Origin of the sequence: Actinoplanes sp. CA-252034 (assembly GCF_050956125.1) — a bacterium.
GTDB lineage: Bacteria > Actinomycetota > Actinomycetes > Mycobacteriales > Micromonosporaceae > Actinoplanes.
Genome location: NZ_CP191846.1, coordinates 3,120,623 through 3,147,500, shown reverse-complemented (window position 1 = coordinate 3,147,500; position 26,878 = coordinate 3,120,623). Strand labels below are relative to the sequence as shown.

Here is a 26,878-nt window from a genome sequence, read left to right as displayed (position 1 = left end):
GGCGATGCCCGGCATGATCGCCTACTCGGAGATGCACCGTGACGTCCGCGCGCTCGGCAAGGCGATCGACGACCCGGCCGTGGAGCTCGACCCGGAGATGCTCGGCGCGACGATCCTGGCGCACCGCTGCTTCATAGCCGGCGCGATGCGGGTCGGCCTGTGGCCGGTCCGGGTGGCCGCGTGGTGGGAGTACACCTCGGCACGAGCCGCGGCGACGGTTCCGCTGGCCCGGTTCCGTCCCGACCCACGCTGGGACGAGTTGATGGCCGACGTGACCGAGGCACGCCGCCAGTCCGCTCCGGCCGAGCTCTGATCGGCCGGCTCATGCACGGGGACCGCGGATGAGACGCCACCTGACGATCCTGTTGGCCGGGCCGCCGGCCACGCTCCTGGAGAGCCGGCGACAAACGTGGGATCCGGTCATGGCGGCGGTCGTTCCCGCGCACGTGACGCTGCTCTACCCCGAGGAGGCTCTGATCCGGCAACCGGCCGGCCCGACGCCGCGCCCGGAGATCCGCGACGGGAGGCCGGCGCAGGAACGGGTCCTGGAGCCTCGGCAGGTCGAAGAGCCGATCGCCGGGACGGCGCCGTTCCGGCTGAGGTTGGGGGCGATCATCACCCTCGACGAGGGGCAAGGCGGTGTGTTCGTGGCCGTCCAGGACGTCGACGGCGCGTGGGCGCATCTCCGCCACCGGATCCTGGGACAGGCGCCCGGCCTGACCTCCGGCTTCCCGCCCCACGCGACAATCGTGCATCCGCGCACGTCGAGCCGTGGCCCGGAGTGCTGGGAGGCGTTGCGCGGCAGTTCGCTGAGCGGCGAGTTCACCATCTCGGAGATCGTCCACACCACGACGACCGCGGAGGCGTTCACGATCGAGCAGCGGTTTCCCCTGTTGCGGGCACCGGACTGGCCGAGCCGGACCGGCCCGGCAGCCGCTTCGTAGCGTGCGGGATCAGGCCGGCGATTCGATGGAGGCGGCGGTCGCGCCCAGGGCCGGACGGGGCACCTGGATCGCGCAGATCAGCGCGCCGGCCAGGGCGGCGGCGTAGAGCAGGAGGACGGTCACGTAGGACGACTCCCCCGCCGACCAGGTGAGGACCGAGCCGCCGACGGCGGTGCCGAGGCTTCCGCCGACGGTGCGCATGACCGTGTTGACGGCCGCGGAGACGCCGGTCTGTTCGGCGGGGACGGCTTCGACCACGAGAGCCCCGACCGCGCTGAACGCCAATCCGATGCCTGCGCCCATGACCAGGATGCCGAGGAGGACCTGGGGGAGGGTGTCATGCCGGACGGCGAGCGCCAGGTAGGACAGTCCGGCCGCGGCGATCCCGGCGGCGAGGGCGGCGCGCGGCCCCTGACCGGCGGTGAGCCGGCGGTGGACCGGCATGATCAGGAGGTTGCCGACCGCGGTGGGGAGCATGGCCAGGCCGACGACGGTGGGGCCGACCGCGAACCGGTCGACGATCAGCAGCGGGATCACCATCCATGAGCCGAACATGCCGAACCCGAGCAGGAGGGTTGCGGCGTTCGTGGCACGCACCGTGGGCAGCGCGAGGGTGGCCAGATCGATGAGCGGCTCGACCCGCCGCCGGGAGCCGGAACGCAGCGACAGCCGGCGAGGCGAACCCGCGCCCCCGAACCGCGGCACGGCGCGGCGCGGCGGACGGGAGACCCGGGCGGGCGAATCGGGGCGGCGCTGGCTGCGCCACCAGAGCGGGGCGACCACCGCCGCCGCGGCGAGGGACCAGGGCCAGCCCGGATCCGGGAAGCGGCTGATCGCGAACAGCAGTAGGCCGAGCCAGGTGGAGAGGAGCGCTGCGCCGTACCAATCGAGGCGGGTTCGGGAAGTCGGCGGTCGGGAGCGCGGCAGTAGCAGGGCCACCGGGATCATCGCGAGCGCGGAGACCAGGGCGGGGATCAGAAACAGCCAGCGCGAGGAGAGCAGCGCGAGGATCGGGCCGGCGGTGATGGTTCCGGCGGCGCCTCCGACGCTCATGACCGTCGATATCTTGACGAAGGCGCGCGGGCGGTCGGCCGCTGGTAGATGGTCTCTGACCAGGGCGAAACAGAGCGGGAAGACCGCGCCGCCGAGGCCTTGGACCACGCGGCCGGCGACCATGACGGGCAGATCGGTGGCGAGGGCTGAGGTCAGAGCGCCCAGGCTCATCGCGGTCAGGGCGACGAGGAGGATGCGGCGTTTGCCATAGGCGTCGGCGAGCCGGCCGAGGACCGGTGTGGAGATCGAGGCGCTGAGCAGGAAGGCCGTGAGCAGCCAGGCGGCACCGGACGGTGTGGTGCCGAGCTCGCGCTGGAACACGCCGAGCGCGGGCACGACCAGCGACTGCAGGACCGAATACGCGGCGGTGGCGAGGCAGAGGCCGCCCAGCGCGGCCGTGGCGGCGCGTTTCAAAAGATCGGAACCCCTCATGTCGTACGGTTCACCACGCCCGAGACGCAGCCACCCGGTCCCGCCCTGCCCCACGTTCGTCGTGTCCCGCGGACCTGTCGCGGCTGCTCCACCCACGGGCGGACGGCGCCGGACGGACAGGAGGGGCCGCCCGCCGCCGGGCCGTTGGGCGGGCGACGGACGGCAGGAGGGGCCGTCCGCCGCCAGGCCGTTGGGCGGGCGCGCTGCTGTTATCGGGTGAGCGCGCCCGTGTCGGAGGTGACGGTCCGGGCGGCCGTCGTGTTGCGGTTGGCCGGGCGTGGCAGACCGTAGTGGTCGCGCAGCGTGCGGCCGGTGTACTCGGTGCGGAAGCGACCGCGTTCCTGCAGGATCGGCACGACCTGGTCGACGAAGGCCTCGAGTCCCGACGGCAGGACCGGGGCCATGATGTTGAAGCCGTCGGCGGCGCCGTGGGAGTACCAGTGCTCGATCTTGTCGGCGACCTGGACGGCCGTGCCGGTGAAGGTGAGGTGGCCCCGGCCGCCGCCGAGCCGGCCGATCAGCTCGCGGACGGTGAGGTTCTCCCGGCGGCCGAGGTTGACGACCAGGGTGCGCCGGCTCTTGGCGCCCTCGATCTGCTCCTCCTCCGGCAGGTTCGCCGGCAGCGGCGCGTCGAGGGACAGTTCGGACGCGTCGATGCCGAGGAGCCCGGCCAGCTGGGCGAGCGCGTACTCGGGGCGGATCAGGCGTTCGAGCTCGGCTTCGAGGGCGTCGGCTTCGGCCTGGGTGCGGCCGATGATCGGGACGATGCCGGGCAGGATCTTGATGTGGTCGGGATCGCGGCCGAACTCGAAAGTGCGGCGTTTCAGGTCGTCGTAGAACTCCTGCGCGTCGGCGAGCGTCTGGTGTGCGGTGAAGACCGCTTCGGCATAACGAGCGGCGAAGTTGCGGCCGTTCTCCGACGATCCGGCCTGGACGAGCACCGGGTGTCCCTGTGCCGATCGTGGGACGTTGAGCGCTCCGGCGACCGAGTAGTAGCGCCCGCGATGCGACGGCGGGTAGATCTTGGTGTCGTCGCCCCAGACGCCGGTCTCCTTGTCGGCGACGATGACGTCGTCGTCCCAGGAGTCCCAGAGTTTGAGGGAGACGTCGACGAACTCGGCGGCCCGCTCGTAGCGCTCCCTGTGGGCGGGCAGCTCGTCGAGGTTGAAGTTGCGGGCGGCGTCGAGCCCGGCGGTGGTGACGATGTTCCAGCCGGCCCGGCCGCCGGACACGATGTCGAGGGAGGCGAACCGGCGGGCCAGGTTGTAGGGCTCGTTGTAGGTGGTGGACGCGGTGGCGATCAGGCCGATGTGCTGGGTGGCCCCGGCAAGGGCGGTGAGCAGCACGGTCGGTTCGAGGACGCCGGACGGGCGGCGGCCGACCTGGTCCCAGAGGACCGGGCCGTCGGCCAGGAACAGCGAGTCGAGGCGGCCGCGCTCGGCGATCCGGGCGAGGTTCTTGAAGTGCTCGACGTCGAGGTCGGCGTACGGGTCGCTCTCCGGCAGCCGCCAGGAGGCCTCGTGGTGGCCGACGCTCATCAGGAAGGCGTTGAGGTGCAACTGGCCGGGACGGGTCATCACTGCACCTGCGGGGTGTAGTGGGTGGCCTCGTCGCCTTCGAGGATCCGCGACTTCTCACCGTTGACGCCGACCGGGACGTCGCCGGCCACGGTGACGCGGTGCAGCTTGCGGGCCAGGTCGCCGTAGTCGTCGGCGGCGTAGTGCTGGGTGCTGCGGTTGTCCCAGACGACGATGTCGCCGACCTGCCACTTGTGGCGCAGGGTGTTCTCCGGGCGGGTCACGTAGTGCTGGAGCAGGCGCAGGATGTCACGGCCCTCGGTCTTGGACAGGCCGATGATCCCGGTGACGAAGTTGCCGATGAACAGGTTGGGCACACCCGAGTCGGGGTTGACGCGCACGACCGGGTGGGCGGTGCGGTAGCGGGTGGAGACGAAGACCTTCTGGTACTCCTCGACCTCGGTCGAGCGGAACTGCGGGTGCTCGGCGTAGTCGTACTCGTTGGAGTGCTCGGCCCAGAGCCGGTCGGCCAGCAGGCGCAGGTGCTCGGGCAGGTCGGCGTAGGCGGCGGCGGTGTTGGAGAACAGCGTGTCGCCGCCGTAGGGCGGGATGACGAGGCTGCGCAGGGTGGTGGCCTTGGGCGGGGCGACGACGAACGTCACGTCGGTGTGCCAGGCGTTGGCACGGGCGCCCTCGCCACCGGCTACTTCGAGGACGTTGGCCTGGCCGTCGACGGACGGGACGGTCGGGTGGGCGAGGGTCAGCTCACCGAAGATCGAGGCGAACCGCTGGTGTTGCTCGTCGTCGAGGTGCTGCCCGCGGAAGACCAGCACCTTGTGCTCGACCAGGGCGTCGTGGATCGCGCCGGCGTCACCGGGCTCGATCGGGAGTTTCAGGTCGACGCCGGAGATCTCGGCGCCGATCCGGCCACCGATGCGCGTGATGTCGATGCTCATTCTCGGTCCTTTCCGGAAACGGACTAGTTGGTGCGCCAGGTGGAGAACCGGCGCTCGGTGACGATGAGGAGCTGGTTGACCAGCAGGCCGATGGCGGAGATCGTGATGATCCCGGCGTACATGTCGGGGACCGCGAAGTTGTACTGGGCGTAGTTGATGAGGTAGCCCAGGCCGGCCTTGGCGCCGACCATCTCGGCGGCGATCAGGATGAGGATCGAGGCGGCGCCGGCCAGCCGGATGCCGGTGAAGATCGTCGGCACGGCCGCGGGAAGGACGACCTTCTGGAAGAGCCGGAGAGGTCCCAGGCCCAGTGACCGGGCCGATTTGATCAGGAGCGGGTCGACGGTACGGACGCCGCTGACCGTGTTCAGCAGGATCGGCCAGGTGCAGCCGTACAGGATGATCGAGATCTTGGAGGTCTCGCCGAGGCCCAGGATCAGCACGAAGACCGGCAGGATGGCCAGGGCCGCGGTGTTGCGGAACACTTCGAGCAGCGGGTTCAGCAGGTTGGCGACCGGGCTGTACCAGCCGATCAGCAGGCCGAGCGGGACGGCGATGAGGATCGCCAGGCCGAATCCGGCGGCCGAGCGGATCAGGCTGGCCTCGGTGTGGCTCCACAACTGGCCGGAGACGAGTAGGTCCCACCAGGCGGCGAGCACCTCGGACAGCGGCGGCAGGAAGGTCGCGTCGACCAGGCCGAGGCGCGGGAAGATCTCCCACACCGCGGCGAGAAGACCGATCGCGATGGTACGGGTGAGGACCGCCCCGAGAAGGCTGCCCGCTCGCCGGGCGAGGCCGGGCCCACGGACGGCCGCGACCGGGTCGGTCCGCGGCTCGGCCTGGTTGACCAGCAGCTGGGCGACCGTCGCGTTCTGCAGCTCGATGCTAGACATTGACCTTCAACTCCTCGTTGCGGGCTCGGTCGACCTCGTCGCGCAGCAGGGTCCAGATCTCGTGGCGGTGGTGCGCGAACTCCGGGTCGGAGCGCAGGTCCTCGCTGGCCGACCGGGCGTCGATCGGCACGTCCACGACCGCTTTGATCCGACCGGGCCGGGAGGTGAGGACGGCGACCCGCTGCCCGAGGTAGACGGCCTCCTCGATGCCGTGGGTGATGAAGACGATGGTCTTGCCGGTCTTCTCCCAGATGCGCAGCAACTCGTCCTGCAGGCCGTCACGGGTCTGCGCGTCGAGTGCGGCGAACGGCTCGTCCATCAGGAGCACATCGGGGTCGAAGGCGAGGCTGCGGGCGATCGCGACGCGCTGTTTCATGCCGCCGGACAGCTCGTGCGGGTAGCGGTCGTGGAAGCCGGTCAGGCCGACCAGGTCGAGGTATTCGCGGGCCTTCTCGGCACGTTCCCTACGGCCGACGCCCTTGGCTTCGAGGCCGAACTCGATGTTGCCCTGGGCGGTGCGCCACGGGAGCAGCGCGTACTGCTGGAAGACGATGCCGCGGTCCAGGCCGGGGCCGGTCACCGGCCTGCCGTCGACGAGGATCCGGCCGCTGGAGATCTCGGTGAGGCCGCCGAGCAGGTCGAGCAGCGTGGACTTGCCGCAGCCGCTGGGGCCGACGATGACCAGGAACTCGCCGTCGCGTACCGCCAGGTTGATGTCCTGAAGGGCGGTGATCGTCTTGCCGCGGGCGGTGAAGGTCTTGCCGACGTTCTCGAAGACGATTTTCGCGGTCATGCGGCACCGCCGGTGGCGTACGCGTTGTAGTCGTTGCTGTAGATGTCGCCGGCCTTGATGTCCTTCTTCAGCTCGCCGGCCCGGTCCAGCCACTCGATCCAGGTGGTGAACTCGCGCTCCTCGATGACGCCGCCCTTGCCGTTGACCCCGTAGCTCTTCCAGAACTGGATCTGGCTGTCGTCCTCCTGGCGGCCGCGCTTGGCGATGATCTCCTTGAGCTTGACGATGACCTGGTCGCGCGGGGTGGTGCGGGACCATTCGACGGCCTTGCCGACGCCGGAGACGAACGTCTTGACGGTGTCCGGGTTCTTCTTGAGGAAGTCGTCGCGGAAGATGTAGCTGCCCGCCGTGAACTTCCCGAGCAGGTCGTAGTCGGTGTAGAGGGCGTGGATGCCGCCCCGGTCGAGGGCCTTGTCGCGCAGGGTGCCACCGAGGGCGGCCACGTCGATCTGCTTGGCGCGCAGCGACTGCTCGGTGTTGACCGGCGGCACCACGATCAGCTCGACCTGTTTGATCTCGTCGTCGGTGAGACCGGCCTTGGTCAGGTAGGTCTTGGTGATCGCCTCGGAGTGGGCGCCGAGCGTGTTGACGCCGATCTTCTTGCCGATCAGGTCGCGGGCCGACTTGATGGGGCTGTCGTCGAGGACGTAGAAGCCGTTGAAGGTGACGTCGTCGACGCCGTAGTAGCCGATGACCGCGGTGATCGGGGCGCCGGACGAGGCGAGCTTGACGATCGCGCCGTTGAAGGCGCCGCCGAAGTCGGTGTCGCCGGTGGTGGCGGCCTGGATGTCCTGGGGGCCGCTGATCGTGTTGCCGATCCAGTTGAGCTTCAGATCGCCGAGGTAGCCGAGGTCGGCGGCCAGCTCGGGCAGGGTCACGGCGCCCACGCTGCCCTGGTAGCGCAGCTCCTTGACCTGTTCGCCCGCCGCGGCGGCCGCGTCGGATCCGCCGCAGGCGGCGAGGCCGGAGACGGCGAGGACACCGGTCAGGGCGGCGGCGAGGGCGGATCTGCGGGTTGTCATCAGGGGCTCCTTCAGGGAGGGTGCGCGTGTCATCGACCGGCGGGCCGCGAGCGGCTGTCGGCGTTCCAAGGGCGATTTCAGAAACGTAAGGCTCCGAACACTCCACGTCAGCCACTTTGTGACCCAGCCCACATACTTTTCCCATAGAGTGAGTAGAGATTGGGGCAGGAAAAAGGGGCGAGAGCCGTAGCTCCCGCCCCTTTCGCCGAATCCCTACTCGTCGCCGCCCTCGAAGGCGTCGCCGATCTCGTCGAACGCCTCGCCCGCCACGTAACCCGCGGCGAGACCACCGGCGACACCCATCGCCATACCGCCCATGCCCGAGCCGTGGCGGCCGTGCCCGCGGTAGTGACCGTGGTGGCCCTGCTGACGGTAGTGACCGTGGTGGCCGTGCCCGTATCCCGGCTGCGGATGACCGTAACCGGCCTGCGGGTGCCCGTAACCGGGCTGAGGGGCGCCGTAACCCGGCTGCGGGGCGCCGAAGCCCGGCATCGACTTACGACGGTCGACCGACTGGCGGACCCAGCCGTCGACGACCTGACGCCAGTCGGTCGTGTCGGCGTCGGCGTGCGACACCGTGTAACGCCCGTACGTGTCGTGGCCCTGCGTGAACAGCCCGCCGCGCTTGTCGAACTCCAGCACCACCTCGACCTGGTGCGGGCTGGTGACGAAGGTCAGCTCGACCTCGTTGATGGCGTGCGCGTACTGCTGGGGCGGGAAATACTCGATCTCCTGGTAGAACGGCAGCGTCTGGTGGACACCGTAGATCTGCCCATACTCCAGGTCGGCCGACTTGAACCGGAAGCCGAGCTGCGCGAACGCGTCGAGGATGCGCTGGTGGATCGGCAGCGGGTGCACGTGCACCGCGTCCAGGTCGCCCTTGTCGATCGCCCGGGCGATGGCCAGCTCGGTGCGCACGCCCATCACCATGCCGCGCAGCGTCTGCCCGTAGACCGTGGTGATCGGCGTCTCCCACGGCATGTCGATGCGGAACGGGATGGACAGCTGCTGGCCGGCCGCCAGGCGCATCGGGCCGGTCACCGGGATCCGCAGGAAGTCGCTGACCGCCGAGTAGTCGCCGCCGCCGCCCTCCACCTCCATCCGGGTGACCAGACCGAGGGTGATGTGCTCGATGTCCGCGTCCTGTGTGCCACCGACGAGGTTGACGTTGCCGGTCAGCGGAGCACCCGGGTAGGTGCTCGGGTTCGACAGCACAGTGTCGACGCTCGGCCCACCGACTCCCAGGGCACCGAGCAACTTCTTGAAGACCACGATGTTCTCCCGCTTCGATTACGTGCCTGGTGAAACCTAGCAACGCCCGCTGTACGAACGCTGGGAAAGTGCTGGTCGGATGCACTTCCACACCCGACGGTACGACCATCGTGCAAGGTCACGGGGCAGGTCGGCGGGCCTGCCGCGGCATTCCGCCGAACCGAGTGACCGGCCGCCGCTCCACACCGGATCGTCACGGGGTTTTCCGGAAGCCGTCGCCCGGCATATTCTGCGCGGGCCATGGCCACCATCGCGCCGCCCTATCGGCCCTCCTCACCGGGGTTCCCGCCGGTCGACTCGTCACGCCGCGACGACGACTCGGCGATCGCGGTCACCCTGCGCCACGCGCCGCTCGCCTTCCTGCTCCGGCTCTACGCGCCGGTGCTGGAGATCGACGGGCAGGGCGTTCCGGCGTACTGGGGGCGGGTGGTGCAGTCGGTGGCGCTCGGCGAGCACCACGTGCACGTCCACGTGCCCTCCCTGCCCCGCTCCCGGCTCGGCGCCGCGGACACCACCGTGCTGGTGGTGCCGGGGCGGACCCTGGAGCTGGAGTACCGGGCGCCGATGCTGTCGTTCCTGCGCGGGGCCCTGGGCGTGCCGCCGCAGCGCTATCCGGGGGCGGTCGCCGCTCTCACGTTGCTGCTGGCCGCCGCCACCCTGGCGATCTGCGCCTGCATCGGGCTGTTCGTCAACGGTTGACGCCGTACGCCGGAGGGGGTGGATCACGGTTTGGCGCGGAGCTCGTCGTGCAGGGCGCGCATCAGCTCGGCGCTGGTGAACGGCTTCTCCAGCAGATGGACGTCGGCGGCCAGGGTGCCGTGCGTGGTGAGGACCGGCTGGGCGTACCCCGACATGAAGAGGACCCTGGTGTCCGGCCATCGGGACCGGACCGCATCGGCCAGGTCCTTGCCCAGCATGTTGGGCATGATCACGTCGGTCAGCAGGACGTCGACGCTGTTCTCGGCGGCCAGGCGCAGCGCCTCCTCGCCGCCGTCGGCGGCCAGCACCGTGTAGCCGCCGCGCCGCAGGATCCGGCAGGTCACCTCGCGCAGCGCGCTCTCGTCCTCGACCACCAGGACCGTCGCGCCGTGCCCGGCCAGCCCCGCCACCGAGTCCTCCGCGGCCTCCTCACGGGCTTCGACGTCGGTGGCCGGCAGCAGGATGGTGAACGTGGTCCCGATGTCCGGCTCGGAGTAGATCTGCACGGTCCCGCCGGCCTGCGTGATGATGCCGTAGACGGTGGCCAGGCCGAGCCCGGTGCCCTGCCCGCTGGGCTTGGTGGTGAAGAACGGCTCGAACGCCTTGTCGATCACCTCCCGTGGCATGCCGGTGCCGGTGTCGGAGACCCGCAGCCGGACATACCGGCCGGTGGACAGACCGGCGCGGGCGGCGGCGTGCTCGAAGTCGACGTCGACCAGGGCGGTGTCGATGGTCAGGCGACCGCCGGTGGGCATCGCGTCGCGGGCGTTCACGGCCAGGTTGACCAGCACCTGCTCCAGCTGACCGGGATCGGCCATCACCGACGGCAGGCCGGCCGTGGTGCGCACGGTCAGGGCGATGTGCTCGCCCAGCGACCGCTCCAGCATCTGATGCACCTCGGTCACCACGGTGTTCAGGTTGAGCGGGCGCGGGCGGATCACCTCGCGGCGGGCGAAGGCGAGCAGCTGATGGGTGAGGTCGCTGCCGCGGCGGGCGGCCCGGGCGATCTGCTCCGCGTCGACGGCCGGTGGCGTGCCGGCCGCGTCCTCGACGATGAACGACGCGTAGTTGAGGATCACCGCGAGCAGGTTGTTGAAGTCGTGGGCGATCCCGCCGGCCAGCTGGCCGAGGCTCTCCAGCCGCTGTGCCTGCTGCATGCGGGACTCGAGGCGCTGCCGGTCGGCCTCCTCGCGCAGCCGGCGGCGCTCCTCCTCGTCGGCCAGCCGGCCGGAGATGTCCCGCACCACCGCGACGATCACCGCGCCGCTGTCGGTGCGCAGGGCGCTGCACGCGATGTCGACCGGGACCTCGATCCCGCCGCGCCGAACCGCACGCCGGGTGGCCCAGCGCTGGCCGGGATCCTCCACGGGCCGTTCGGTGTCCAGCGGGGTGCTGTCACCGCCGGTCCGCAGCACCGCCGACACCGCCGGCAACCCGTCCGGCAGCAGCAGCCTCACCGGCATGTGCAGCAGGTCGTGGCGGGGATGGCCGAACAGCCGCTCGGCCTCGGCGTTCACCAGCACCACATCACCCGACTCGGCGACACCGAGGACCGCGTCCGGGGCGGCGTCGAGGATCGCCTGCACCCGTGCCTCGGCCCGCTCCCGGTCGCTGATGTCACGGGTGATGCTGGTCGTGCCGATGATCGTGCCGTCCTCGTCGAGCAGCGGGGACACCAGCGTGGAGACGGCGATGACCTCGTCCTTGGCGGTGCGGCGGGCGCTGCGGTAGCGGTCCACCCGGCCGCCCAGGCGCACCATCAGCCGGACCTGCTCCTCGTCGCTGCGGCGCTCCGCCGGGATGATCAGGTCGATCGAGTGGCCGATCACGTCGGAGACCGGGTGGCCGTAGAGCGCCTCGGCGCCCGGGTTCCACGACAGGACCCGGCCGTCCAGGTCGGTGGTGACGATCGCGTCGTGCGACGACTGCACGATCGAGGCGAGCAGCGCACGGGTCCGGGCCGCCTCACGCTGCCTCGTGTCGTCGCGGAGCACCGCGGTCACGTACGTCTCCCCGTCCGGCCCGGCCACCGCTGCCAGCGAGATCTCCACCGGGAAGACGCTGCCGTCACGGCGCAGGCCGCGCAGGGGCAGCCGCCGCAGCGGCTGGTGGGCGCCGGAGAGGTACGCGAGCCGGTGGCGTGGGTGCCGGTCGCGGGCCTCCTCCGGCACCAGGTCGTCGACGGAGCGCCCGACCAGGTGCTCCCCCGGCCAGCCGAACATGTCGTGGGCGCGGCGGTTGGCCATGGTGATCGTGCCGTCCGCGCGGCTCACGATGATCGCGTCCGGGGCGGCATCGAGCAGGAGCCCCGGGATGCCGGTTGACTCCACCGATGCCTCCCACCCCAAAGATACTTCGATCATGATATTTCGGTATGAGCTTGCTATTTTAGGGAAAAGCTGGCGTCGTGAGTACCGTACCGCCGCCGATCGACCCGAATCGTCCCAGCGCCGCCCGCATCTACGACGCCTTCCTCGGCGGCACGCACAACTTCGCCGCCGACCGTGCCGTGGCCGCCCGGGCCGCCGAGCTCCTGCCCGAGATCCCGTCGATCGCCCGCGCCAACCGGGCGTTCCTGCAACGGGCGGTCCGGTACGCGACCCGCCGCGGCATCCGTCAGTTCCTGGATCTCGGCTCCGGCATCCCCACCGAGCGCAACGTGCACGAGGTGGCCCGCGAGGAGGCCCCGGACGCGACCGTCGTCTACGTCGACCGGGACCCGACCGCGGTCCTCTACTCCCGGCACATGCTCGACGGCGACGACCAGACCGCGATCTTGCAGAGCGACCTGCGGGACCCGGCCGCGATCCTGGACACGCCGGAGGCCCGCGACCTGCTCGACCTCAGCCGGCCGGTCGGCGTACTGATGGTCGCGGTGCTGCACTTCCTACCGGACGGGCCGGACCTCGACGCGGCGCTGCTCGGTTACCGGGAGGCCACGGCGCCGGGCAGCCTGCTGGCGATCTCCCATGCCACGTCCAGCAGCGACCCCCAGCTGACCGACCGGCTGGCCGAGCTCTACAGCCGCACCGGCACCCCTCTGGTGCTGCGCGACGCCGCCCGGGTGTCCCGCTTCTTCGACGGCTGGACCATGGTCGAGCCCGGCCTGGTGCACGGCCCGCGGTGGCGCCCCGACGACCCGGTCACCGGCGCGGAAGGATTCCTGACCCTGGCCGGCGTCGCCGAGAGATAGCGATCCCGGCATCGGCCGGCCGGTCGTAGCCGTCACAACTGTCCTCCGGCTCCACCTCGAGCAGATCGAACAGGTCCGGCCCGGAATGCCCGGTGTCCACCGTGCCGCCGATCAGCCCGAGCAGAGCCGCGCAGTTGCGCCCGTACCCCTGCACCATGCGGTCCACCCGCGTGGGATGCCCACAGCGACGGCACGGGCGCATCCGCTCCGGCATCGACTCACCCACATGACCAGTATCGGCGTACCGGTCAGGATTCGCCGACCGCGTCGGCCAGCTCCTGCTTGTTCATCCGGGAGCGGCCGGGGATCTCCTGGTCGCGGGCCTTGTCGTACAGCTCGCGGCGGGTGGCCTCGTGGTCGCCTCCGGAAGGCAGGTCCTCGCCGGTGGTGGCCTCGATGAAGCGGCGGCCCATCTCCTCGCGCGCAGTGTCGTCGAGGCGCTCGGTGAGGATCGGGAGCAGCTCCTCCTCCTCTTCCCGGACGTGGTGGCGCAGCTCGCCGGCGATCGCCGCGACGGTGCCGTCGTAGCCCGGGTCGTCGCTGTCGCCGCGCAGCAGGTTCTGCAGCATCTCCTCGACCTGGTGGTGCTCGACGGCGCCGTCCTTGACCTCGTCGCCGGCCTCGGTGGCCAGGTCGCGGATGGTGGGGTAGACGAACGCCTCCTCGGCCTCGGAGTGCGGCAGCAGCAGTCGCGCCACCTCCTGCATGAGGGCGGCGCTGTCGCCGTCGCCCTTCTCGGCGCGGGTCAGCAGCTCCTCGACCTGGCGGTGCTGCTCCTTGATGATCTCCACAATGTCGGGCACGACTCCCCCTCGATCTCTCAGTGAACAAGGGGCGCAATACCCGAAAACGGACGGATCATCCTTCAGGAAACGTACATCTTCCCCGCCGTACGCTGCGGTGGAACCATGTGAGGGGAGACCAAGGGTGCAACCGTTCCGGATCTTCCGGATCACCGCGATCGCCGAGGCGTTCTCGTGGACCGGCCTGCTCGTCGGCATGTTCCTGAAACACGTCACGGAGACCACCGAGGCCGGGGTGCGGCTGTTCGGTCCCGTGCACGGCGCCCTGTTCGTCGCCTACCTGTTCGCGACGCTCTGGGTGGCCCGGGCCGAGCGCTGGTCGCTGTGGCGGGTGCTGTTCGGCCTGGCCGCCTCGATCCCGCCGCTCACCACCCTGATCTTCGAGCGCTGGGTGGCCAAGCGCCGCCCGGCGGCGGAGCCGGTGGCCGCCACCGCCTGAGCTCCGCCGGCGGTGGGGGCGTGTCGATCGACGCGCCCCCACACGTCACCTCACTTGACCGCTATCGGGTTGACCGGTGAGCCGACCGCGCCGGTGATCGGCAGTGGGGCGGCCGTGAGCCAGAACTCGTGGACACCGTCGGCGGCGCAGTCCGCGGCGAGAGCGTCCAGGTCCCACATCTCCCCGATGAAGAGGCCGATGTGCGGGATCGCCACCTGGTGCAGCGGCTGGAAGGCGTCGTCGAACTCGTTGGGCCGCACCTCGAAACCCCAGGTGTCGGTGGCGATCGCGGCGATCTCCGTGTGGTGCAGCCAGTCGGCGGTGGTGAACGACAGACCGGGGGCGGGCCCTCCGGCGTAGTCGCCCCAGCCGTCCCGGCGGGCCCGGGCGAGCTGGCCGGTGCGTACCAGCACGATGTCGCCCCTCCCGATCTCGACGCCCTGACTCTGCGCGGTCGCCGCCAGGTGGTCGGCGGTGATGGCGAAGCCGTCCGGCAGGTCGCCGAAGTCGAGCAGCACCCCGCGCCCGGTGATCACGTCGGCGACGGTCTCGATGCCGGTGTACGCGTCGCCGAGGCTGGTCACCACGTCGGCGGCGCGACGGCCGTTCCAGGCGTAGCCGTGGTCGAAGATGTGGCCGAGGCCGTCCCACTGGGTCGAGCACTGCAGCGGCATGGCGATGACGTCGTCGGCGCCCCCGATGCCGTGCGGGAAGCCCTGCACCCCGGCGGCCGCGTCGGTGCCGGTGTCGAGCATGGTGTGCACCGGGTTGGTCCGGCGCCGCCAGCCCTTCTGCGGGCCGTTCGCGTCGAACGACTGCGACAGCGAGAACGACACCCCACGGCGCACCAGCGACGCCGCCTGCACACGCTTCTCCGGGGTCAGGAAGTTCATCGTGCCGCGTACGTCGTCAGCGCCCCACCGCCCCCAGTTGGAGCACCGTTTCGCCGCCGCCGCGATCGAGCCCTCCGGGTCAGTCCTGGAGAACATCGAGGATCCAATCGCCGATGTACGTCTGGACGTGCGCGAAGTGGTCGAGCCCGATGTGCTCCGCCCCGCCCTCGGCCGGGGTGAAGATCCGCAGGTCACGCCGTGGCGAGTTGACGGCCTGCCGGTAGGAGCGGTGCGCGTACTCCAGGGGGATCTGCCGGTCGTTCTCGCCGTGGCAGATCAGGAACGGCACGGTGATCCTCTCCACCACCCCGTCGAGGTTGACCGCCTCCGCCTTCTTGACGAACGTGTCGAGGTCGCTCTCGCCCCACACCCACAGCACGTGGTCCCAGTAGTGCGGAACCGGGTTCTCCCCCTCGCGTTCGAGACGCCGTTTCTGCACGGCTCCCCAGTCGTGGTTGGCGCCCCACGCGACGCAGAGCGCGAGCCGCTTCTCGAACGCGGCGGCCCGGGGCGCGTAGTAGCCGCCCAGGGACCAGCCCACCAGCCCGATCTTCGCGGGAACGACGTCGTCGCGGGTGAGCAGGTAGTCGACGCAGGCCGCGGCCCAGTCCTCGGTCTCGACGCGGGCGGTCAGCCCGAGGAACCGCAGCGCCTCCCCACTGCCCGGGCAGTCGACCATCAGCGTGTTGACGCCCCGTGCGGCCAGTTCGTGCGCGAAGCCGGACGCGTACATGTGCTCCTTGGTCGAGTCGAGCCCGTTCCACAGGATGATCGTGGGAGCCGGCGAGTCGGAGGCCTTCTTGAAGTACGCCGGCAGCAGCGCCCCCTCGAACGGGATCTCCACCCGTGTGGTGTCCGGGTCGATCAGGTCGAACGCCTTCTGCTGCAGGTCGAGAAGCCGCTGGTAGAACGCCCTTCGATCGGGCGACTTGGCGCTCTGCATCCGCTCGGCCTGGGCCAGGTAGTTGGTGGCCCGCTGATACTTCTGGCCGGCGGTGCGGGTGTGCCCGGCCGCCTCGTCCGCCGCCGCCTGCGACGCCAGGTCCTCGGCCACCGCGGCCCACGACGCCATGAACTGCCTGGTGCCGACGTCGGCGCCCCGCGCGGCCAGTTCCTTGATCGGGCGGCACGCGCGGTCCACCTCGTCGATCAGGCCGCCGCTGTTCAGGGTGGCGACGACGCCCAGGTTCCAGACGTAGTTGCCGGGGAAGTACTCGAACATTCAGTGCCGCCTCTCTGCTCGCGCCCGTGCCTGGTCACGGCGGCGGGCGCGCGGAAGATCTTCAGTGGGGGCGCCGGAGGTCACCCGGTTGGTGAGGCTGCCGATGCCCTCGACCGTCAGGGTCACCACGTCGCCGTCGCGTAGCGGGGGTGGCTCCTGCCGGCCGTTGCGGCCCCAGAGCTCGGCCAGGCAGCCGCCGTTGCCGACAGTCCCGGAGCCGAACACGTCGCCGGCCACGATCCGGCTGTCCCGGGCGGCGTAGGCGATCATGGTCTCGAAGGTCCAGCCCATGTTGCCGAGCAGGTCACGGCCGACTTCGGCGCCGTTCACCTCGACCGAGCACCACAGGTCGAGGAACCCGTCCCGCCGGTACGGCTCCAGCTCGTCGGCGGTGACGATCCAGGGGCCGAGGCTGCTCGCGAAGTCTTTGCCCTTGGCCGGCCCCAGGTTCACCTGCATCTCACGTTTTTGCAGGTCACGGGCAGACCAGTCGTTGAGGATCGTGTAGCCGAAGATCGACCCGTCCGGCCCGGCGACCGCGGCGACCTCCAGCTCGAAGTCACGGTTCACCGACCGGACCGGAAACGGGACCTCGTCGTCCGGCCCGTAGATCCGGTGCGGGTTGGTGAAGTAGAACGTCGGCGCGTCGTACCACGCCTCGGGGACTCCCCCGGAGCCGTCGATGCTGCGCCGGACGCCCTCGACGTGCTCCTCGAACGTGACGAAGTCGCGAAGTGTCGTGGGCTGCAGTGGCGCCAGCAGGCGCACGGCGGCCACGGCGACCGGATCGCCGGTCTCCACCGGACGGCCGGCGATGATCTCCAGCATCGTGGGATCGCCGCGGAACGGCAGCACCCGGTCGCCGTCGATCCGTCCCGTCCGGTCCCGGCCGTCGTGCCGGAAGGATGCCAGCCTCATACCGGCGGAGCGACGAAGATGCCGCGGTCGACGTCGTTGAACGACTGCTTGGCGACGAACTCGTTCATCGGGTTCGCGGTCCCCCACTGGTCGCTCACGGCGGGGTCGGAGAAGTCGTAGAGGTGCGGGTGCCAGGTGTCCTCGTCGAGCTCCTCCAGCTCGGTGGTGTACTCGATGGTGTTCCCGTGCGGGTCGAGGAAGTAGCTGAACGTGTTGTTCCCGGCCATGTGCCGGCCCGGCCCCCACACCTTCTCGACACCGCCGCGCAGCAGCCGGCCGGTGCCGCGCATGTACTCGTCGATGCCCCGCATCTCGAACGACGCGTGGTGCAGGGCGACGTGCGGGCCCCGGGCGATCGCGAGGCTGTGGTGCCAGCGGTTGGTGCGCAGGAACCACATCATCGAGCCCATCCGCGGGTGCATCAGGGTGTCGGAGAGCGCGAAGCTCAGGTGCTCGTCGTAGAAGGCGACGGTCGCCTCCGGATTCGGCGAGTTGATCACCACGTGCGAGAGCTTGACCGGGACGGACTCGCCCTCCTCCACCTTGCGGTGCTGCCGGACGGCCACGTCGGAGGACACCTCGACGGTACGGCCGTCGATGTCGAAGAAGCGGAAGCCGTACCCCCCGCCCGGGGTCTGCAGTAGATCCGGCTCGTTGATCAGGGTCACGCCGGAGCGGCCGAGACGTTCGGCGAGCGCGTCGACGTCGGCCCGGTCCGCCGCGCCGAAGGCGACCAGGTCGAGCCGCTTCTCCGTGGCCTTGCGCAGCCGCACCGAGTACTGCTCCGGTGATCCGGCGGCGGCCAGGAAGGCGATGCCCTCGTCGGTGGTCTCGGCGTCCAGGCCCCACATGGACGTGTAGAACTCGAGCTGCCGGTCGTAGTCGGGCACGGCCAGATCGACGTGGCGCAGGTGGGTGATGAGTCGTTCGTCGTTCATCGACTTTCCTTTCACGCGGGCGTGGCGACGAGGTGGGCGACGCGGGCCATCAGACCGGGGACGTCGCCGCGCTCGTGGGCGAGCTGCCAGCGGGTCAGTTGCAGGGAGGCCTCGACGACCGTCTTCGCGCGGTCGAGGCGACGGGCGGTGAGCTCCTGCCAGAGCCCGTCGGTGATGGCGTCCTCGCGGAGCAGCAGCTCAGCCAGCACGGACGCGTCTTCGAGGGCCTGGGCGGCACCCTGGGCGAGGGTGGGCGGGCAGCTGTGGGCGGCGTCGCCGATCAGGACGACCTCGCCGCGGTTCCACGGGCCGTCGATGACGTGGCTCTCGAAGGCCGTGTAGTTGACGCGGGCCGGATCGGTCAGGGTGTCCCGGATCTCGTCCCAGGGCCCGTGGTAGGCGCCGGCCAGCTCCCGCATGGTGGCGAGCGCCTGCTCCGGCGACAGGCCGGACCGGTCCTGCACGTCCTCCACCAGGTACGCGTAGAGCGTGTCCGCGCCGGTCGGGCAGTACCCGGCGATGTAGGCGGGCCCGCCGTAGAACAGGTCGGTCCGGGTCACGCTCGCCGGCCGTGTGGTGAACGTGCGCCAGATGCCCATGCCGACCGGCTGTGGCTCGACGTCGATGCCCAGCTGCCGGCGGGTCCAGGAGCGGAGCCCGTCCGCGCCGACGACCAGGTCGTAGGTGGCCGTCGACCCGTCGTCGAAGGTGACCGTGGTGCCGTCCAGAGCGGTCGGCGTGACGCCGAAACGGATCCTGGCGCCTGCCGACGAGGCCCGCTCGATCAGAATCGCCGCCAGGGTGGGCCGGTACATGCCGAGCGTGGCGGGCAGGTCCTCGCCACCGGTGCGGATGTCGGTGAGCTCGGCGATCAGGGTGCCGGCCGGGTCCGGGGCGCGCAGGCCGAGCGTGTCGAACGCGTACCCCTCGGCCTTGATCCTCTCCCAGACGCCGAGCTGTCGCAGCACGCGCAGCGCGTTGCCCTGCAGGGTGATGCCGGAGCCGAGCGCGGCCACATCGGGTTTGACGTCGACCAGGTCGACCGAGACGCCGCCCTCGGCGAGCAGGATCGCCACGGCGGCGCCCGCGGCGCCACCACCGACGACCAGAACATTACGAACTGCCGGCACGGCGGTTTCCCTTCTGTTACCCCTGTGACTGGGACCACTGTCCCGTGGCGGCGGTTCATCAGGGAAGCTCAAGTTGGTGATCGCAGCCATAGGCCGGGCTTATAGTGCTGGGATGGCCGTCGACCGGGTGCTGGCGAACCTCGACCTCAATCTGCTCGTCACCCTCGACACCCTGCTCCGCGAGCGGAACGTGACGCGCACCGCCGAGCGGCTCGGGGTCAGCCAGCCGGCCGTGAGCGGCGCGCTGAGCCGGCTGCGGCGGCACTTCGGCGATCAGCTGCTGGTCCGGGTCGGCAACCGGTACGACCTGACCCCGCTCGCCACCCGGGTCGCCACGCTCACCGGGCCCGCGCTGGCCGGGGTCCGCCGGGTCTTCGACGCCACCGCCGAGTTCGACCCGTCCGGGCTGGACCGGGAGTTCACGATCGTCAGCTCCGACTACGCGGCCACCGTCCTCGGGCCGCTGATCGCGCGGCGGATCGCGGACCAGGCCCCGAAGGCGCGGCTACGGCTGCAGCAGACCACGCCGTACGCGGTGGACCACGCCGCCGACACCCTGCGTACCGCCGACGGGCTGATCATCCCGCACGGGTTCGTAACCGGACTGCCCTATCTGGACCTCTACACCGACCGCTGGGTGTGCGTGGTGTCCGACGAGCATCCCGGCGTCGGCGACACGCTGACCCTCGAGCTGTTGGCCGAGCTGCCCTGGGTGGTGATCTTCGACCGGCCCACCGCGTTCGCCCCGGCCGCCCGCCAGCTGCGGATGCTCGGCATCGAGGCCCGCATCGAGGTGGTCGTCGACGGGTTCGCACAGATGCCGTTCCTGGTCGCCGGCACCCGCCGGGTCGCGCTGTTGCAGGAGCGCCTGGCACGACTGGTCGCCCCGGTCGCCGGGGTCCGGCTCCTGGACTGCCCGTTCGAGGTGGTCCCGGTGGCCGAGGCGTTCTGGTGGAACCCGATCCACCGCAACGATCCGGCGCACATGTGGCTGCGCGACGTGCTTCTCTCGGCGGCCTCCGAACTACGCCCATCAGCCTGACTTATGAGCACCATCAGCGGATCCGTCTTCCGCTGATGGCGGGCGCCCACCGATAGTCAGGGCCACCGCGTGTGACCTGGACCACCGGCAACCCCGACTCATTCTCATGAAGGGCCCTCCATGCCCGCTGTTCTGGAGCGACGAGCCGGACTCCCGCAGCTCGTCCTGCTACTCGCCGGCAGCTGCCTGTCCGTTCTCGGCGCCGTCCTCATCGCGCCCGTGCTGCCGCAGATGACCGACCACTTCGCGCACGTGCCCGGCGCCGACGTGCTGGTGCCGATCGTGCTCACCGTCCCGGCCCTGCTCATCGGCCTGACCGCGCCGTTCGCCGGGTTCATCGCCGACCGCGTCGACCGCAAGCGGGTGCTGATCATCGCGATGGTCGGTTACACGATCTTCGGGACCGCGCCGCTCTACCTCGACACGCTCGGGGCGATCATCGGCAGCCGGGTCCTCGTCGGGCTCTGCGAGGCCGCGATCATGACGTGCTGCACGACGCTGATCGCCGACTACTGGTCCGGACCGCAACGCAGCCGCTACCTCGGCCTGCAGACCCTGCTCGCGTCCGTCTCGGCGACGGTCTTCCTCGGCGTGGGCGGAGCGCTCGGCTCGTCCGGGTGGCGTACGCCGTTCTGGCTCTACTGCGCGGCGGCGCTACTGGCCGTACCCATGGCGATGTTGATCTGGCAGCCGGCCGCCCCGGAGAGAGAAGGCGGGCTGCCGCCGATCCCGTGGCGGCGACTGCGGGTCCCGTGCCTGGTCACGCTCGCCGGCGGTGTCGTCTTCTACGCTCTCATCGTCGAGCTGTCGTTCGTCCTCGACGAGGCCGGCGTCACCGCCACCGCCACGATCGGCGCGCTCAGCGCCCTGATGTCGCTCGCCACCGCGATCGCCGCCGGCTCGTTCGCCAAGCTCTCCGGCCGCACCCCGCGCCAGCTCCTGCCGGTCGCGTTCGGGCTCGCCGCCGCCGGCCTGCTGGTCATCTGGTCGAGCGGCTCGGTCCCGGTGATCACGGCGGGCGCGGTCCTCACCGGCGCCGGCACCGGCCTGCTGCTCCCGGTCCTGGTCACCTGGGCCACCAACGGCCTGACCTTCGCCGAACGCGGCCGCGGCACCGGCCTCTGGACCGGCACCCTCTTCGTCGGCCAGTTCCTCTCGCCGATCCTGATCACCGGCCTCGCCGGCGCCTTCGGCGGCCTCCGCCCGGCACTCGGGGTCCTCGGCATCCTCACGGCGCTCCTCGCCGTCGCGTCGCTCGCCATCGTCCCGCGCACCGCGGGCCCGCTCGACGTCACCCACGACTGATGGCGCAGGCGGTCCGGTTCCGGTCTGCCCGGTTCCGGACCGCGTGCTTCTCCGGGTACGGCCACGCGTCCCGCCCCCGGTATGAGGCCTCCCGGCCGAACCCGGTGCTGTGCGGAGCCACCGTGGCGTACTCGATGGGGCGCCGTCATCAGGTCAGGGTCATGGCGTCGTCGGGGAGGCGCCGGCCCGAGCCGTAGGAGGTGCCGGCGCGGTCACGCTCCAGCCAGCCGGACTCGACGAGCATCCGCCGGACCGCGGCCACATCGTCGGCGGCCCCGGCGATGCGGCCGTTGACCTCGGCCTCGGTGAGCACGCCGTCCACCGCGACGAAGCGGGCGAACAGCTCGGCCATCTGCTGCGCCCGGTCGCTCAGCGTGGGCGGCAGACTCGATAGACGGCCGTGCGCAAAATAGGACCTGAGCTGCGGATACTCGGAGAGGAGCGACGCGATCGGCTGGGTCCGGTCGAGAGCCTGGGCGGCTTCGCGCAGCACACCGTCACGCACCCGGTAATAGCCGTTGCCGGTGCCGGTCGCCACCCCGGCGCCCACCAGACGGCCGAGCAGCTCGGCGGCCTCGGACTGGGGCACGTCCAGGTGGATCGACATCTCGAAGATGGTGACGCCGTCCTTACCGTGTCGCGCCAGCTCGGCGAAGGCCCGGCAGCGGATCGGGTGGGACAGCAGCATCAGCAGGCCGGCGGCGTGCGCGGCTTCAACGGACATCCCCACACCGTAGGCACGCCCCCGGTCCGGGGCACCCGATTTTCACATTGACTTAACTCGATCGATGGTCCACGCTGTGCCCAGCACTGCCGCCGGAGCCACGCGGCGCGCGCAAGCCTGGGCAGCTTCCGCGCACATCCCCGCAGGCGGGCCGTCGACGCGACGGCCCCGAGCTCAGGAGTGCCGAGTTCAGATGCTCAAACCCGTACGCATCAAATTGTTGATCTCCGCTGTGGTCGCCGCGCTGGCCGCGACGTTCGCCGTCCTCGCCGTGCACAGCGGCCCGGCCGCCGCCCACGGCAACGTGGTCGGTCCCGCCTCCCGCAACTACGGCTGCTTCGAGCGCTGGGGATCGCGGTTCCAGGACCCGGCGATGGCCACCGAGGACCCGATGTGCTGGCAGGCGTGGCAGGCCAATCCGAACGCCATGTGGAACTGGAACGGCCTGTTCCGTGAGGGCGTGGCCGGCCGGCACGAGACCGTCATCCCCGACGGTCAGCTGTGCAGCGGCGGGCACACCGAGAGCGGTCGCTACAACGCCATGGACGTGCCCGGCGACTGGAAGGCCGCCTCGATCGGCAACTCGTTCACCCTGTCGCTGTTCGACGGGGCACGGCACGGCGCCGACTACATCCGGGTCTACGTGACCCGGGCCGGATACAACCCGGTGACGACCCCGCTCAAGTGGTCCGACCTGGAGCTGATCAAGTCCGTGCCGAACACGCCGGCCGCACAGTGGACGCAGCAGCTGTCCAACGGCGTGCAGATAGACATCCCGGCGAGCGTGTCCGGGCGTTCCGGGCGGGCCATGGTCTACACGATCTGGCAGGCCAGCCACGCGGACCAGTCGTACTACTTCTGCAGCGACGTGAACTTCGGCGGCACCACCAACCCGTCGCCGTCGAACCCGTCGTCCCCCTCCCCCTCCTCCCCGTCACCCTCCAACCCGTCCTCCCCGTCGCCGTCCACCTCGGTCTCGCCCAGCACCTCGAACCCGCCGGTCACCGGCTCCTGCGCGGCCACCCACGCGGTGACGTCGCAGTGGTCCGGCGGCTACCAGGGCGAGATCAAGGTGACCGCGGGCAGTGCCGCGATCAAGAGCTGGACGGTGACCCTCACCTATCCCGGCACGGCACCGATCGCCCAGGCCTGGAACGCGACCCTGACCACGAACGGCAACACGGTCCAGGCGACGAACGTGTCGTACAACGGTGGTGTCGCGGCCGGAGGCAGCACGACCTTCGGGTTCCTCGGCTCGGGAACCGCGGCAACGCCGTCGATCACCTGCGCTGCCACGACCTGACATCTCCCGTCATCGATTCATCTTTGTTACAGTGCGATGAAGTGGGAGCGCTCCCATCGATCCCACTCCGTCCCCCACCGCAGAACGGAGGCAGATAACCCCCGCGTGGTACGGCTCCGTCCACGCAGTGCCTCTCCACCGGGGAGCGAGGCAGCCCCACCTCGATCCCCGCCCTCCCGGCCCCGGTCCCCGCCGAGGCCGAGCGCGAAGGCAGCGGCACCGACCCCGGTGCCGCTGCCCCGCCGTGTCCCCATCCCGTGTCGCAGTCAGCGACCTCCGAGACGGTCCCGCTGAGACGCGGCTGAGTGCAGGCACGGTCTCGGGCCAGCGGATCCACGAGAATGGATTCATGACCGATCACGGGGAGATCAGGAACGCCGCCGCCGTCACCGGAGGACCCGAGGCGCCGCCGCCGGAACGGCGTGCGGTGCTGGCCGGGCGGATCGCGGCGCTGGCCGCCACGGCCGGGTTCATGCCACTGCACGCGGTGTGGGCCGCGGGGATCCCACTGTTCGCGGACGAGGAGCGTTTCCACGTCTGGCACGCGGACGGCGGCGGCCCCTACCTGTGGTTCCTCACGGCGCTCGCCGTCCTGCCGGCCGTTCACTCCTTCGCGCTGATCCGCCCCTGGGGGCTCGTGTTCCCCGCCTGGACACCCTGGGCCGGGCGCCGGGTCCCCCGGATGCTGCTCATCGTCCCGGGATACGCGCTGGCCGCCGCCCTCGGAGCGTATGCGGCGCTCGCGGTGGTGCTGTCCGTCGCCCAGTGGAGCTCCCCGGAGGCGATCTTCAGCCCGTGGACCGGCGTCTACGGCATCGCCCAGTTCGCGGTCTGGGTCGCGGCGCTCGCCGTGGCCACCCGCTCCTACGCCCGCCGCACGAGGACCCGCGACTGAGGACTACGGTTCGGGCCCGAGGGCGTCCACCGTCGAGGGCGCGGGTGCTCAGGGTTCGGCGTCCAGCTCCGTCAGCACCTTCTGGGCGATGCGGAACGCCGTGTTGGCGGCCGGGACACCGCAGTAGACGGCGGTCTGCAGGATCAGCTCCTTGATCTCGTCGTCGGAGAGGCCGTTGGTGCGCGCCGCCCGTACGTGCATCGCCAGCTCCTCGTGGTGTCCGAGAGCGATCAGGGCGGTGAGCGTGATCAGGGAACGGTCACGGCGGGCCAGGCCGGGGCGGGTCCAGATGTCGGCCCAGGCGTACCGGGTGATCATGTCCTGGAAGTCGCGGGTGAACGCGGTGGTCGCGGCGGCGGCCCGGTCCACGTGTCCCGGCCCGAGCACCTCCCGGCGGACCGCGGTGCCGGCCGCGCGCTGCTCGTCGAAGTGCTGGTCCAGCAGGAACGCCACGACCTCCGGGTTCTCGGCCGGGGCCAGGTGGGCGACGCCGCCGAGGACGACCAGCCGGCCGTGCAGCACGCCGTCGGCGATCGCCCGGAGGCTGTCCGGCGGGGTCGGCCTGTCGTGCTCCCCGGCCACCGCCAGGACCGGGGCGGCGATCTCGGGCAGCCGGTCCCGGACGTCGAACTCGGCGAGCGCCTCACACGCCCGGGCGTAGCTCTCCGCGTCTGTCGCCCGCAACGCGGCGACCAGCGACTCCGCCGCCGGGGGCGGGGAACCGGGCGCGAACCAGCGCTCCCGGGCACCGGCCACCACCGACTCGACGCCCTCGGCCCGGACCAGGGCGGCACGGTCGTGCCACATCGCCGGCTCGCCGATCCGCGCGCCGGTGCAGAGCAGCGCGGCCGCGGTGACCCGGGCCGGGGCGTCCAGCAGCAACTGCAGGCCGACCGCGCCGCCGATCGAGTCACCGGCGTAGAGGAACGTCTCCCCCGGCCGGATCCGGCCGGCCAGCGCCAGCACCTCACGGGCCAGGTCGGCGATGGTGAACGGGCCGGTCGCGGGGGCGCTGACACCGTGACCGGGCAGGTCCCAGCCGATCACGTGATAGCGGCCGTACAGCCGGTCGGCGCACTCCCCCACAGGGTCGCGGCGCTGGTCCCGACAGACGGGCCGAGCAGGAGCAACGGCCTGCCGGGCGCTTCGGTGAAGGTGGTCGCGGTCAGCACATCGCCTCCTGGCGCTCCGGTCACGGCGGGGTGTCCCTGGCCCGGGCCAGGGCGGCCTCGATGATCTGGTCGGTGGCGCCCTGGTACGGGTCGCCGGCAAGCGCGCCGGGGGTGATCGAGCGCTGTTCGGCGTCGATGCCGGGCCGGGCGGCGGTCAGGTTCGCGGTCATCGACGACGTCTGCACCTGCAGGCCGACCAGCAGTTCGGCGGTCTGGGCGCCGGCCGTCACGGTGCGCCGTGCCAGGGTCCGCAGCGTGGACCATTCGACGTGCCAGCCGCCGTCGGGACGCTCGTCGACGGCGGCCGCGGCGCCCGCGTGGACGGTCGCGGCCAGGAACGGGGCGGCCAGGGCGGCCCGGCGGATCAGGATCGACAGGACCGGGTTCTGCTTGTTCGGCATCGCCGACGAGCCACCCCGGCCGGCGACCGCGCCCTCGGCGAGCTCGTGTACCTCCGGACGGGCCCCGACGAGGACGTCGTTGGCGATCCGGCCCCACGCGTCGGTGCAGGTGACCAGGGCGTCGGCGAGGCCGGTGAGCGGCGCGCGGGCGGTGTGCCATGGGTGGCGGACCGGCAGGCCGAGCGCCTCGGCGGTGGACTCGATCAGGTCGCGGACGACGCTCGGCGAGCCGGCCAGGGCGACCGGCGCGGCGAGACTGCCGGCGGCGCCGCCGACCTGCGCCGGCAGGGTGGCGGCCCCGGCGAGGCGGTCCCGGGCGTCCAGGACTCCGGTGAGCCAGGTCGCTGCTTTCAGTCCGAAGGTGATCGGTACGGCGTACTGCGTCAGCGTCCGGCCGGGCATCGGCGTGTCCCGGTGCCCGTCGGCGAGCCGGACCAGCGCCGCGACCTGGGCGGCGAGGTCGTCACGGATCCGGGCGGTGACGTCGCGGAGGCACAGGACCAGGCCGGTGTCGATCACGTCCTGGCTGGTCAGTCCCCTGTGCAGCCACCGGGCGGCGGCGGCGTTGCGGGGCTCCAGCCGGGTGCGGAGCAGCTTGAGCAGCGGGATGAGCGGATTGCCGCCGGACTCGGCGCCGGCCGCCACCAGGGGCACGTCGTCGGCGCCGATCAGGCCGGCCAGGTCGTCGCGGGCCCCGGCCGGAGCCACGCCGTGCCTGACCAGCGCGTCCAGCCAGGCGGCTTCGGCACGCACCATCGCGGCGAGAACGGCCGTGTCGGTGAACAGGTCACCGGCACGATCGTCACCGGGCCACAACAGATCACTCACGGCGTACCTCCGAGGTCGTCGTCCGCCTCGCCCACCGCGAGATCGCGGTGGGGTGGTGAGGCACTGGCGGCGGAGCAGCGACCGCAGCACT

General features: G+C 71.2%; 26 protein-coding genes (1 of these 26 only partly in view). 9 read left to right on the top strand and 17 right to left on the bottom strand.

Annotation, left to right across the window (positions count from 1 at the left end):
* Together ACQPZW_RS14130 and ACQPZW_RS14125 are read left to right on the top strand one after the other, a co-directional pair.
* Nucleotides 1–313, top strand: partial view of a hypothetical protein gene (locus ACQPZW_RS14130; RefSeq protein ID WP_433795319.1) — the 3' portion only. The gene continues 293 nt to the left of window position 1, outside the view; the window shows 313 of its 606 coding nt (coding positions 294–606); the start codon falls outside the window, past its left edge; it ends in the stop codon at nt 311–313.
* 28 nt (nt 314–341) lie between these two features.
* Complete coding sequence (locus ACQPZW_RS14125; RefSeq protein WP_433795318.1) at nt 342–944, top strand: 2'-5' RNA ligase family protein; 603 nt, start codon at nt 342–344, stop codon at nt 942–944.
* Nucleotides 945–953: 9 nt separating this feature from the next.
* Here ACQPZW_RS14125 and ACQPZW_RS14120 read toward each other — a convergent pair whose 3' ends face one another.
* The 7 genes from ACQPZW_RS14120 to ACQPZW_RS14090 all read right to left on the bottom strand — a co-directional run bounded on the left by ACQPZW_RS14120 (nt 954) and on the right by ACQPZW_RS14090 (nt 8,882).
* Nucleotides 954–2,429 (bottom strand): MFS transporter, encoded by a 1,476-nt coding sequence (locus ACQPZW_RS14120; RefSeq protein WP_433795317.1) that lies wholly within the window; start codon nt 2,427–2,429, stop codon nt 954–956.
* A gap of 209 nt (nt 2,430–2,638) precedes the next feature.
* Nucleotides 2,639–4,006 (bottom strand): LLM class flavin-dependent oxidoreductase, encoded by a 1,368-nt coding sequence (locus ACQPZW_RS14115; protein ID WP_433795316.1) that lies wholly within the window; start codon nt 4,004–4,006, stop codon nt 2,639–2,641.
* On the bottom strand, nt 4,006–4,902 hold the full coding sequence (locus ACQPZW_RS14110; protein WP_433795315.1) for a TauD/TfdA dioxygenase family protein: 897 nt from the start codon (nt 4,900–4,902) through the stop codon (nt 4,006–4,008). The genes ACQPZW_RS14115 and ACQPZW_RS14110 overlap by 1 nt, the downstream gene beginning before the upstream one ends.
* Nucleotides 4,903–4,925: 23 nt before the next feature.
* Nucleotides 4,926–5,795: an ABC transporter permease gene (locus ACQPZW_RS14105; RefSeq protein WP_433795314.1), complete on the bottom strand. Its 870-nt coding sequence runs from the start codon at nt 5,793–5,795 to the stop codon at nt 4,926–4,928.
* Nucleotides 5,788–6,588, bottom strand: a complete 801-nt coding sequence (locus ACQPZW_RS14100) for an ABC transporter ATP-binding protein (RefSeq protein WP_433795313.1) — start codon at nt 6,586–6,588, stop codon at nt 5,788–5,790. The genes ACQPZW_RS14105 and ACQPZW_RS14100 overlap by 8 nt, the downstream gene beginning before the upstream one ends.
* Nucleotides 6,585–7,610, bottom strand: coding sequence for an ABC transporter substrate-binding protein (locus ACQPZW_RS14095; protein WP_433795312.1), 1,026 nt, complete (start codon nt 7,608–7,610; stop codon nt 6,585–6,587). The genes ACQPZW_RS14100 and ACQPZW_RS14095 overlap by 4 nt, the downstream gene beginning before the upstream one ends.
* A 213-nt stretch (nt 7,611–7,823) precedes the next feature.
* Nucleotides 7,824–8,882, bottom strand: a complete 1,059-nt coding sequence (locus ACQPZW_RS14090; protein ID WP_433795311.1) for a sporulation protein — start codon at nt 8,880–8,882, stop codon at nt 7,824–7,826.
* Between the two features lie 240 nt (nt 8,883–9,122).
* Here ACQPZW_RS14090 and ACQPZW_RS14085 point away from each other — a divergent pair, with 240 nt between their 5' ends.
* Complete coding sequence (locus ACQPZW_RS14085; RefSeq protein WP_433795310.1) at nt 9,123–9,581, top strand: hypothetical protein; 459 nt, start codon at nt 9,123–9,125, stop codon at nt 9,579–9,581.
* 23 nt (nt 9,582–9,604) lie between these two features.
* Here ACQPZW_RS14085 and ACQPZW_RS14080 read toward each other — a convergent pair whose 3' ends face one another.
* Nucleotides 9,605–11,911, bottom strand: a complete 2,307-nt coding sequence (locus ACQPZW_RS14080; protein WP_433795309.1) for a PAS domain S-box protein — start codon at nt 11,909–11,911, stop codon at nt 9,605–9,607.
* Nucleotides 11,912–11,988: 77 nt separating this feature from the next.
* On the opposite strand from ACQPZW_RS14080, the gene ACQPZW_RS14075 reads away from it, so the two are divergent.
* The gene (locus ACQPZW_RS14075) at nt 11,989–12,774 is read left to right on the top strand and encodes an SAM-dependent methyltransferase (RefSeq protein WP_433795308.1); all 786 of its coding nucleotides are present in this window, start codon (nt 11,989–11,991) and stop codon (nt 12,772–12,774) included.
* Nucleotides 12,775–13,022: 248 nt separating this feature from the next.
* Here the strand turns inward: ACQPZW_RS14075 and ACQPZW_RS14070 are convergent, their stop codons facing one another.
* Nucleotides 13,023–13,577 carry a hemerythrin domain-containing protein gene (locus ACQPZW_RS14070; protein ID WP_433795307.1) on the bottom strand — a complete coding sequence of 185 codons (555 nt, stop codon included), beginning with the start codon at nt 13,575–13,577 and terminating at the stop codon, nt 13,023–13,025.
* 124 nt (nt 13,578–13,701) lie between these two features.
* On the opposite strand from ACQPZW_RS14070, the gene ACQPZW_RS14065 reads away from it, so the two are divergent.
* Nucleotides 13,702–14,016: a DUF3817 domain-containing protein gene (locus ACQPZW_RS14065; RefSeq protein ID WP_433795306.1), complete on the top strand. Its 315-nt coding sequence runs from the start codon at nt 13,702–13,704 to the stop codon at nt 14,014–14,016.
* 50 nt (nt 14,017–14,066) lie between these two features.
* On the opposite strand, the gene ACQPZW_RS14060 is transcribed toward ACQPZW_RS14065, so the two are convergent.
* From ACQPZW_RS14060 to ACQPZW_RS14040, 5 genes are read right to left on the bottom strand one after another with little or no spacing between them, the layout of a single operon-like run.
* A complete protein-coding gene (locus ACQPZW_RS14060) occupies nt 14,067–15,005 on the bottom strand; it encodes a cyclase family protein (protein ID WP_433795305.1) in 939 nt (312 codons plus the stop codon).
* Nucleotides 14,989–16,131, bottom strand: a complete 1,143-nt coding sequence (locus tag ACQPZW_RS14055; protein ID WP_433795304.1) for an alpha/beta hydrolase family protein — start codon at nt 16,129–16,131, stop codon at nt 14,989–14,991. The genes ACQPZW_RS14060 and ACQPZW_RS14055 overlap by 17 nt, the downstream gene beginning before the upstream one ends.
* The gene (locus ACQPZW_RS14050; protein WP_433795303.1) at nt 16,132–17,049 is read right to left on the bottom strand and encodes a fumarylacetoacetate hydrolase family protein; all 918 of its coding nucleotides are present in this window, start codon (nt 17,047–17,049) and stop codon (nt 16,132–16,134) included.
* The gene (locus ACQPZW_RS14045) at nt 17,046–17,987 is read right to left on the bottom strand and encodes a VOC family protein (RefSeq protein WP_433795302.1); all 942 of its coding nucleotides are present in this window, start codon (nt 17,985–17,987) and stop codon (nt 17,046–17,048) included. Before ACQPZW_RS14045 ends, ACQPZW_RS14050 begins: the two co-directional genes overlap by 4 nt.
* Before the next feature lie 11 nt (nt 17,988–17,998).
* On the bottom strand, nt 17,999–19,117 hold the full coding sequence (locus ACQPZW_RS14040; protein ID WP_433795301.1) for an FAD-dependent monooxygenase: 1,119 nt from the start codon (nt 19,115–19,117) through the stop codon (nt 17,999–18,001).
* Between the two features lie 112 nt (nt 19,118–19,229).
* Between ACQPZW_RS14040 and ACQPZW_RS14035 the strand changes: the two genes are divergently transcribed.
* Together ACQPZW_RS14035 and ACQPZW_RS14030 are read left to right on the top strand one after the other, a co-directional pair.
* Nucleotides 19,230–20,159, top strand: a complete 930-nt coding sequence (locus ACQPZW_RS14035) for a LysR family transcriptional regulator (protein ID WP_433795300.1) — start codon at nt 19,230–19,232, stop codon at nt 20,157–20,159.
* Nucleotides 20,160–20,279: 120 nt separating this feature from the next.
* Nucleotides 20,280–21,464, top strand: coding sequence for an MFS transporter (locus ACQPZW_RS14030; protein ID WP_433795299.1), 1,185 nt, complete (start codon nt 20,280–20,282; stop codon nt 21,462–21,464).
* Between the two features lie 148 nt (nt 21,465–21,612).
* On the opposite strand, the gene ACQPZW_RS14025 is transcribed toward ACQPZW_RS14030, so the two are convergent.
* Nucleotides 21,613–22,188, bottom strand: coding sequence for a DUF2087 domain-containing protein (locus ACQPZW_RS14025; protein ID WP_433795298.1), 576 nt, complete (start codon nt 22,186–22,188; stop codon nt 21,613–21,615).
* Nucleotides 22,189–22,381: 193 nt separating this feature from the next.
* Here ACQPZW_RS14025 and ACQPZW_RS14020 point away from each other — a divergent pair, with 193 nt between their 5' ends.
* Both ACQPZW_RS14020 and ACQPZW_RS14015 read left to right on the top strand, forming a co-directional pair.
* On the top strand, nt 22,382–23,491 hold the full coding sequence (locus ACQPZW_RS14020; protein WP_433795297.1) for a lytic polysaccharide monooxygenase auxiliary activity family 9 protein: 1,110 nt from the start codon (nt 22,382–22,384) through the stop codon (nt 23,489–23,491).
* A gap of 349 nt (nt 23,492–23,840) precedes the next feature.
* A complete protein-coding gene (locus ACQPZW_RS14015) occupies nt 23,841–24,386 on the top strand; it encodes a hypothetical protein (RefSeq protein ID WP_433795296.1) in 546 nt (181 codons plus the stop codon).
* A gap of 48 nt (nt 24,387–24,434) precedes the next feature.
* On the opposite strand, the gene pcaC is transcribed toward ACQPZW_RS14015, so the two are convergent.
* Together pcaC and ACQPZW_RS14005 are read right to left on the bottom strand one after the other, a co-directional pair.
* Nucleotides 24,435–25,472, bottom strand: coding sequence for a 4-carboxymuconolactone decarboxylase (gene pcaC, locus ACQPZW_RS14010; protein ID WP_433795295.1), 1,038 nt, complete (start codon nt 25,470–25,472; stop codon nt 24,435–24,437).
* Between the two features lie 106 nt (nt 25,473–25,578).
* Nucleotides 25,579–26,787 carry a lyase family protein gene (locus ACQPZW_RS14005; RefSeq protein ID WP_433795294.1) on the bottom strand — a complete coding sequence of 403 codons (1,209 nt, stop codon included), beginning with the start codon at nt 26,785–26,787 and terminating at the stop codon, nt 25,579–25,581.
* Nucleotides 26,788–26,878: the final 91 nt, after the last annotated feature.

What these genes read in the sequence shown, in the direction of transcription:
- ACQPZW_RS14120 (WP_433795317.1), bottom strand. Translation starts at nt 2,429, where the DNA reads ATGAGGGGTTCCGATCTTTTGAAACGCGCCGCCACGGCCGCGCTGGGC.
- ACQPZW_RS14105 (WP_433795314.1), bottom strand. Translation starts at nt 5,795, where the DNA reads ATGTCTAGCATCGAGCTGCAGAACGCGACGGTCGCCCAGCTGCTGGTC.
- ACQPZW_RS14085 (WP_433795310.1), top strand. Translation starts at nt 9,123, where the DNA reads ATGGCCACCATCGCGCCGCCCTATCGGCCCTCCTCACCGGGGTTCCCG.
- ACQPZW_RS14015 (WP_433795296.1), top strand. Translation starts at nt 23,841, where the DNA reads ATGACCGATCACGGGGAGATCAGGAACGCCGCCGCCGTCACCGGAGGA.
- ACQPZW_RS14095 (WP_433795312.1), bottom strand. Translation starts at nt 7,610, where the DNA reads ATGACAACCCGCAGATCCGCCCTCGCCGCCGCCCTGACCGGTGTCCTC.
- ACQPZW_RS14100 (WP_433795313.1), bottom strand. Translation starts at nt 6,588, where the DNA reads ATGACCGCGAAAATCGTCTTCGAGAACGTCGGCAAGACCTTCACCGCC.
- ACQPZW_RS14110 (WP_433795315.1), bottom strand. Translation starts at nt 4,902, where the DNA reads ATGAGCATCGACATCACGCGCATCGGTGGCCGGATCGGCGCCGAGATC.
- ACQPZW_RS14030 (WP_433795299.1), top strand. Translation starts at nt 20,280, where the DNA reads ATGCCCGCTGTTCTGGAGCGACGAGCCGGACTCCCGCAGCTCGTCCTG.
- ACQPZW_RS14020 (WP_433795297.1), top strand. Translation starts at nt 22,382, where the DNA reads ATGCTCAAACCCGTACGCATCAAATTGTTGATCTCCGCTGTGGTCGCC.
- ACQPZW_RS14125 (WP_433795318.1), top strand. Translation starts at nt 342, where the DNA reads ATGAGACGCCACCTGACGATCCTGTTGGCCGGGCCGCCGGCCACGCTC.
- ACQPZW_RS14035 (WP_433795300.1), top strand. Translation starts at nt 19,230, where the DNA reads ATGGCCGTCGACCGGGTGCTGGCGAACCTCGACCTCAATCTGCTCGTC.
- ACQPZW_RS14025 (WP_433795298.1), bottom strand. Translation starts at nt 22,188, where the DNA reads ATGTCCGTTGAAGCCGCGCACGCCGCCGGCCTGCTGATGCTGCTGTCC.
- ACQPZW_RS14055 (WP_433795304.1), bottom strand. Translation starts at nt 16,131, where the DNA reads ATGTTCGAGTACTTCCCCGGCAACTACGTCTGGAACCTGGGCGTCGTC.
- ACQPZW_RS14115 (WP_433795316.1), bottom strand. Translation starts at nt 4,006, where the DNA reads ATGACCCGTCCCGGCCAGTTGCACCTCAACGCCTTCCTGATGAGCGTC.
- ACQPZW_RS14045 (WP_433795302.1), bottom strand. Translation starts at nt 17,987, where the DNA reads ATGAACGACGAACGACTCATCACCCACCTGCGCCACGTCGATCTGGCC.
- ACQPZW_RS14060 (WP_433795305.1), bottom strand. Translation starts at nt 15,005, where the DNA reads ATGTTCTCCAGGACTGACCCGGAGGGCTCGATCGCGGCGGCGGCGAAA.
- ACQPZW_RS14050 (WP_433795303.1), bottom strand. Translation starts at nt 17,049, where the DNA reads ATGAGGCTGGCATCCTTCCGGCACGACGGCCGGGACCGGACGGGACGG.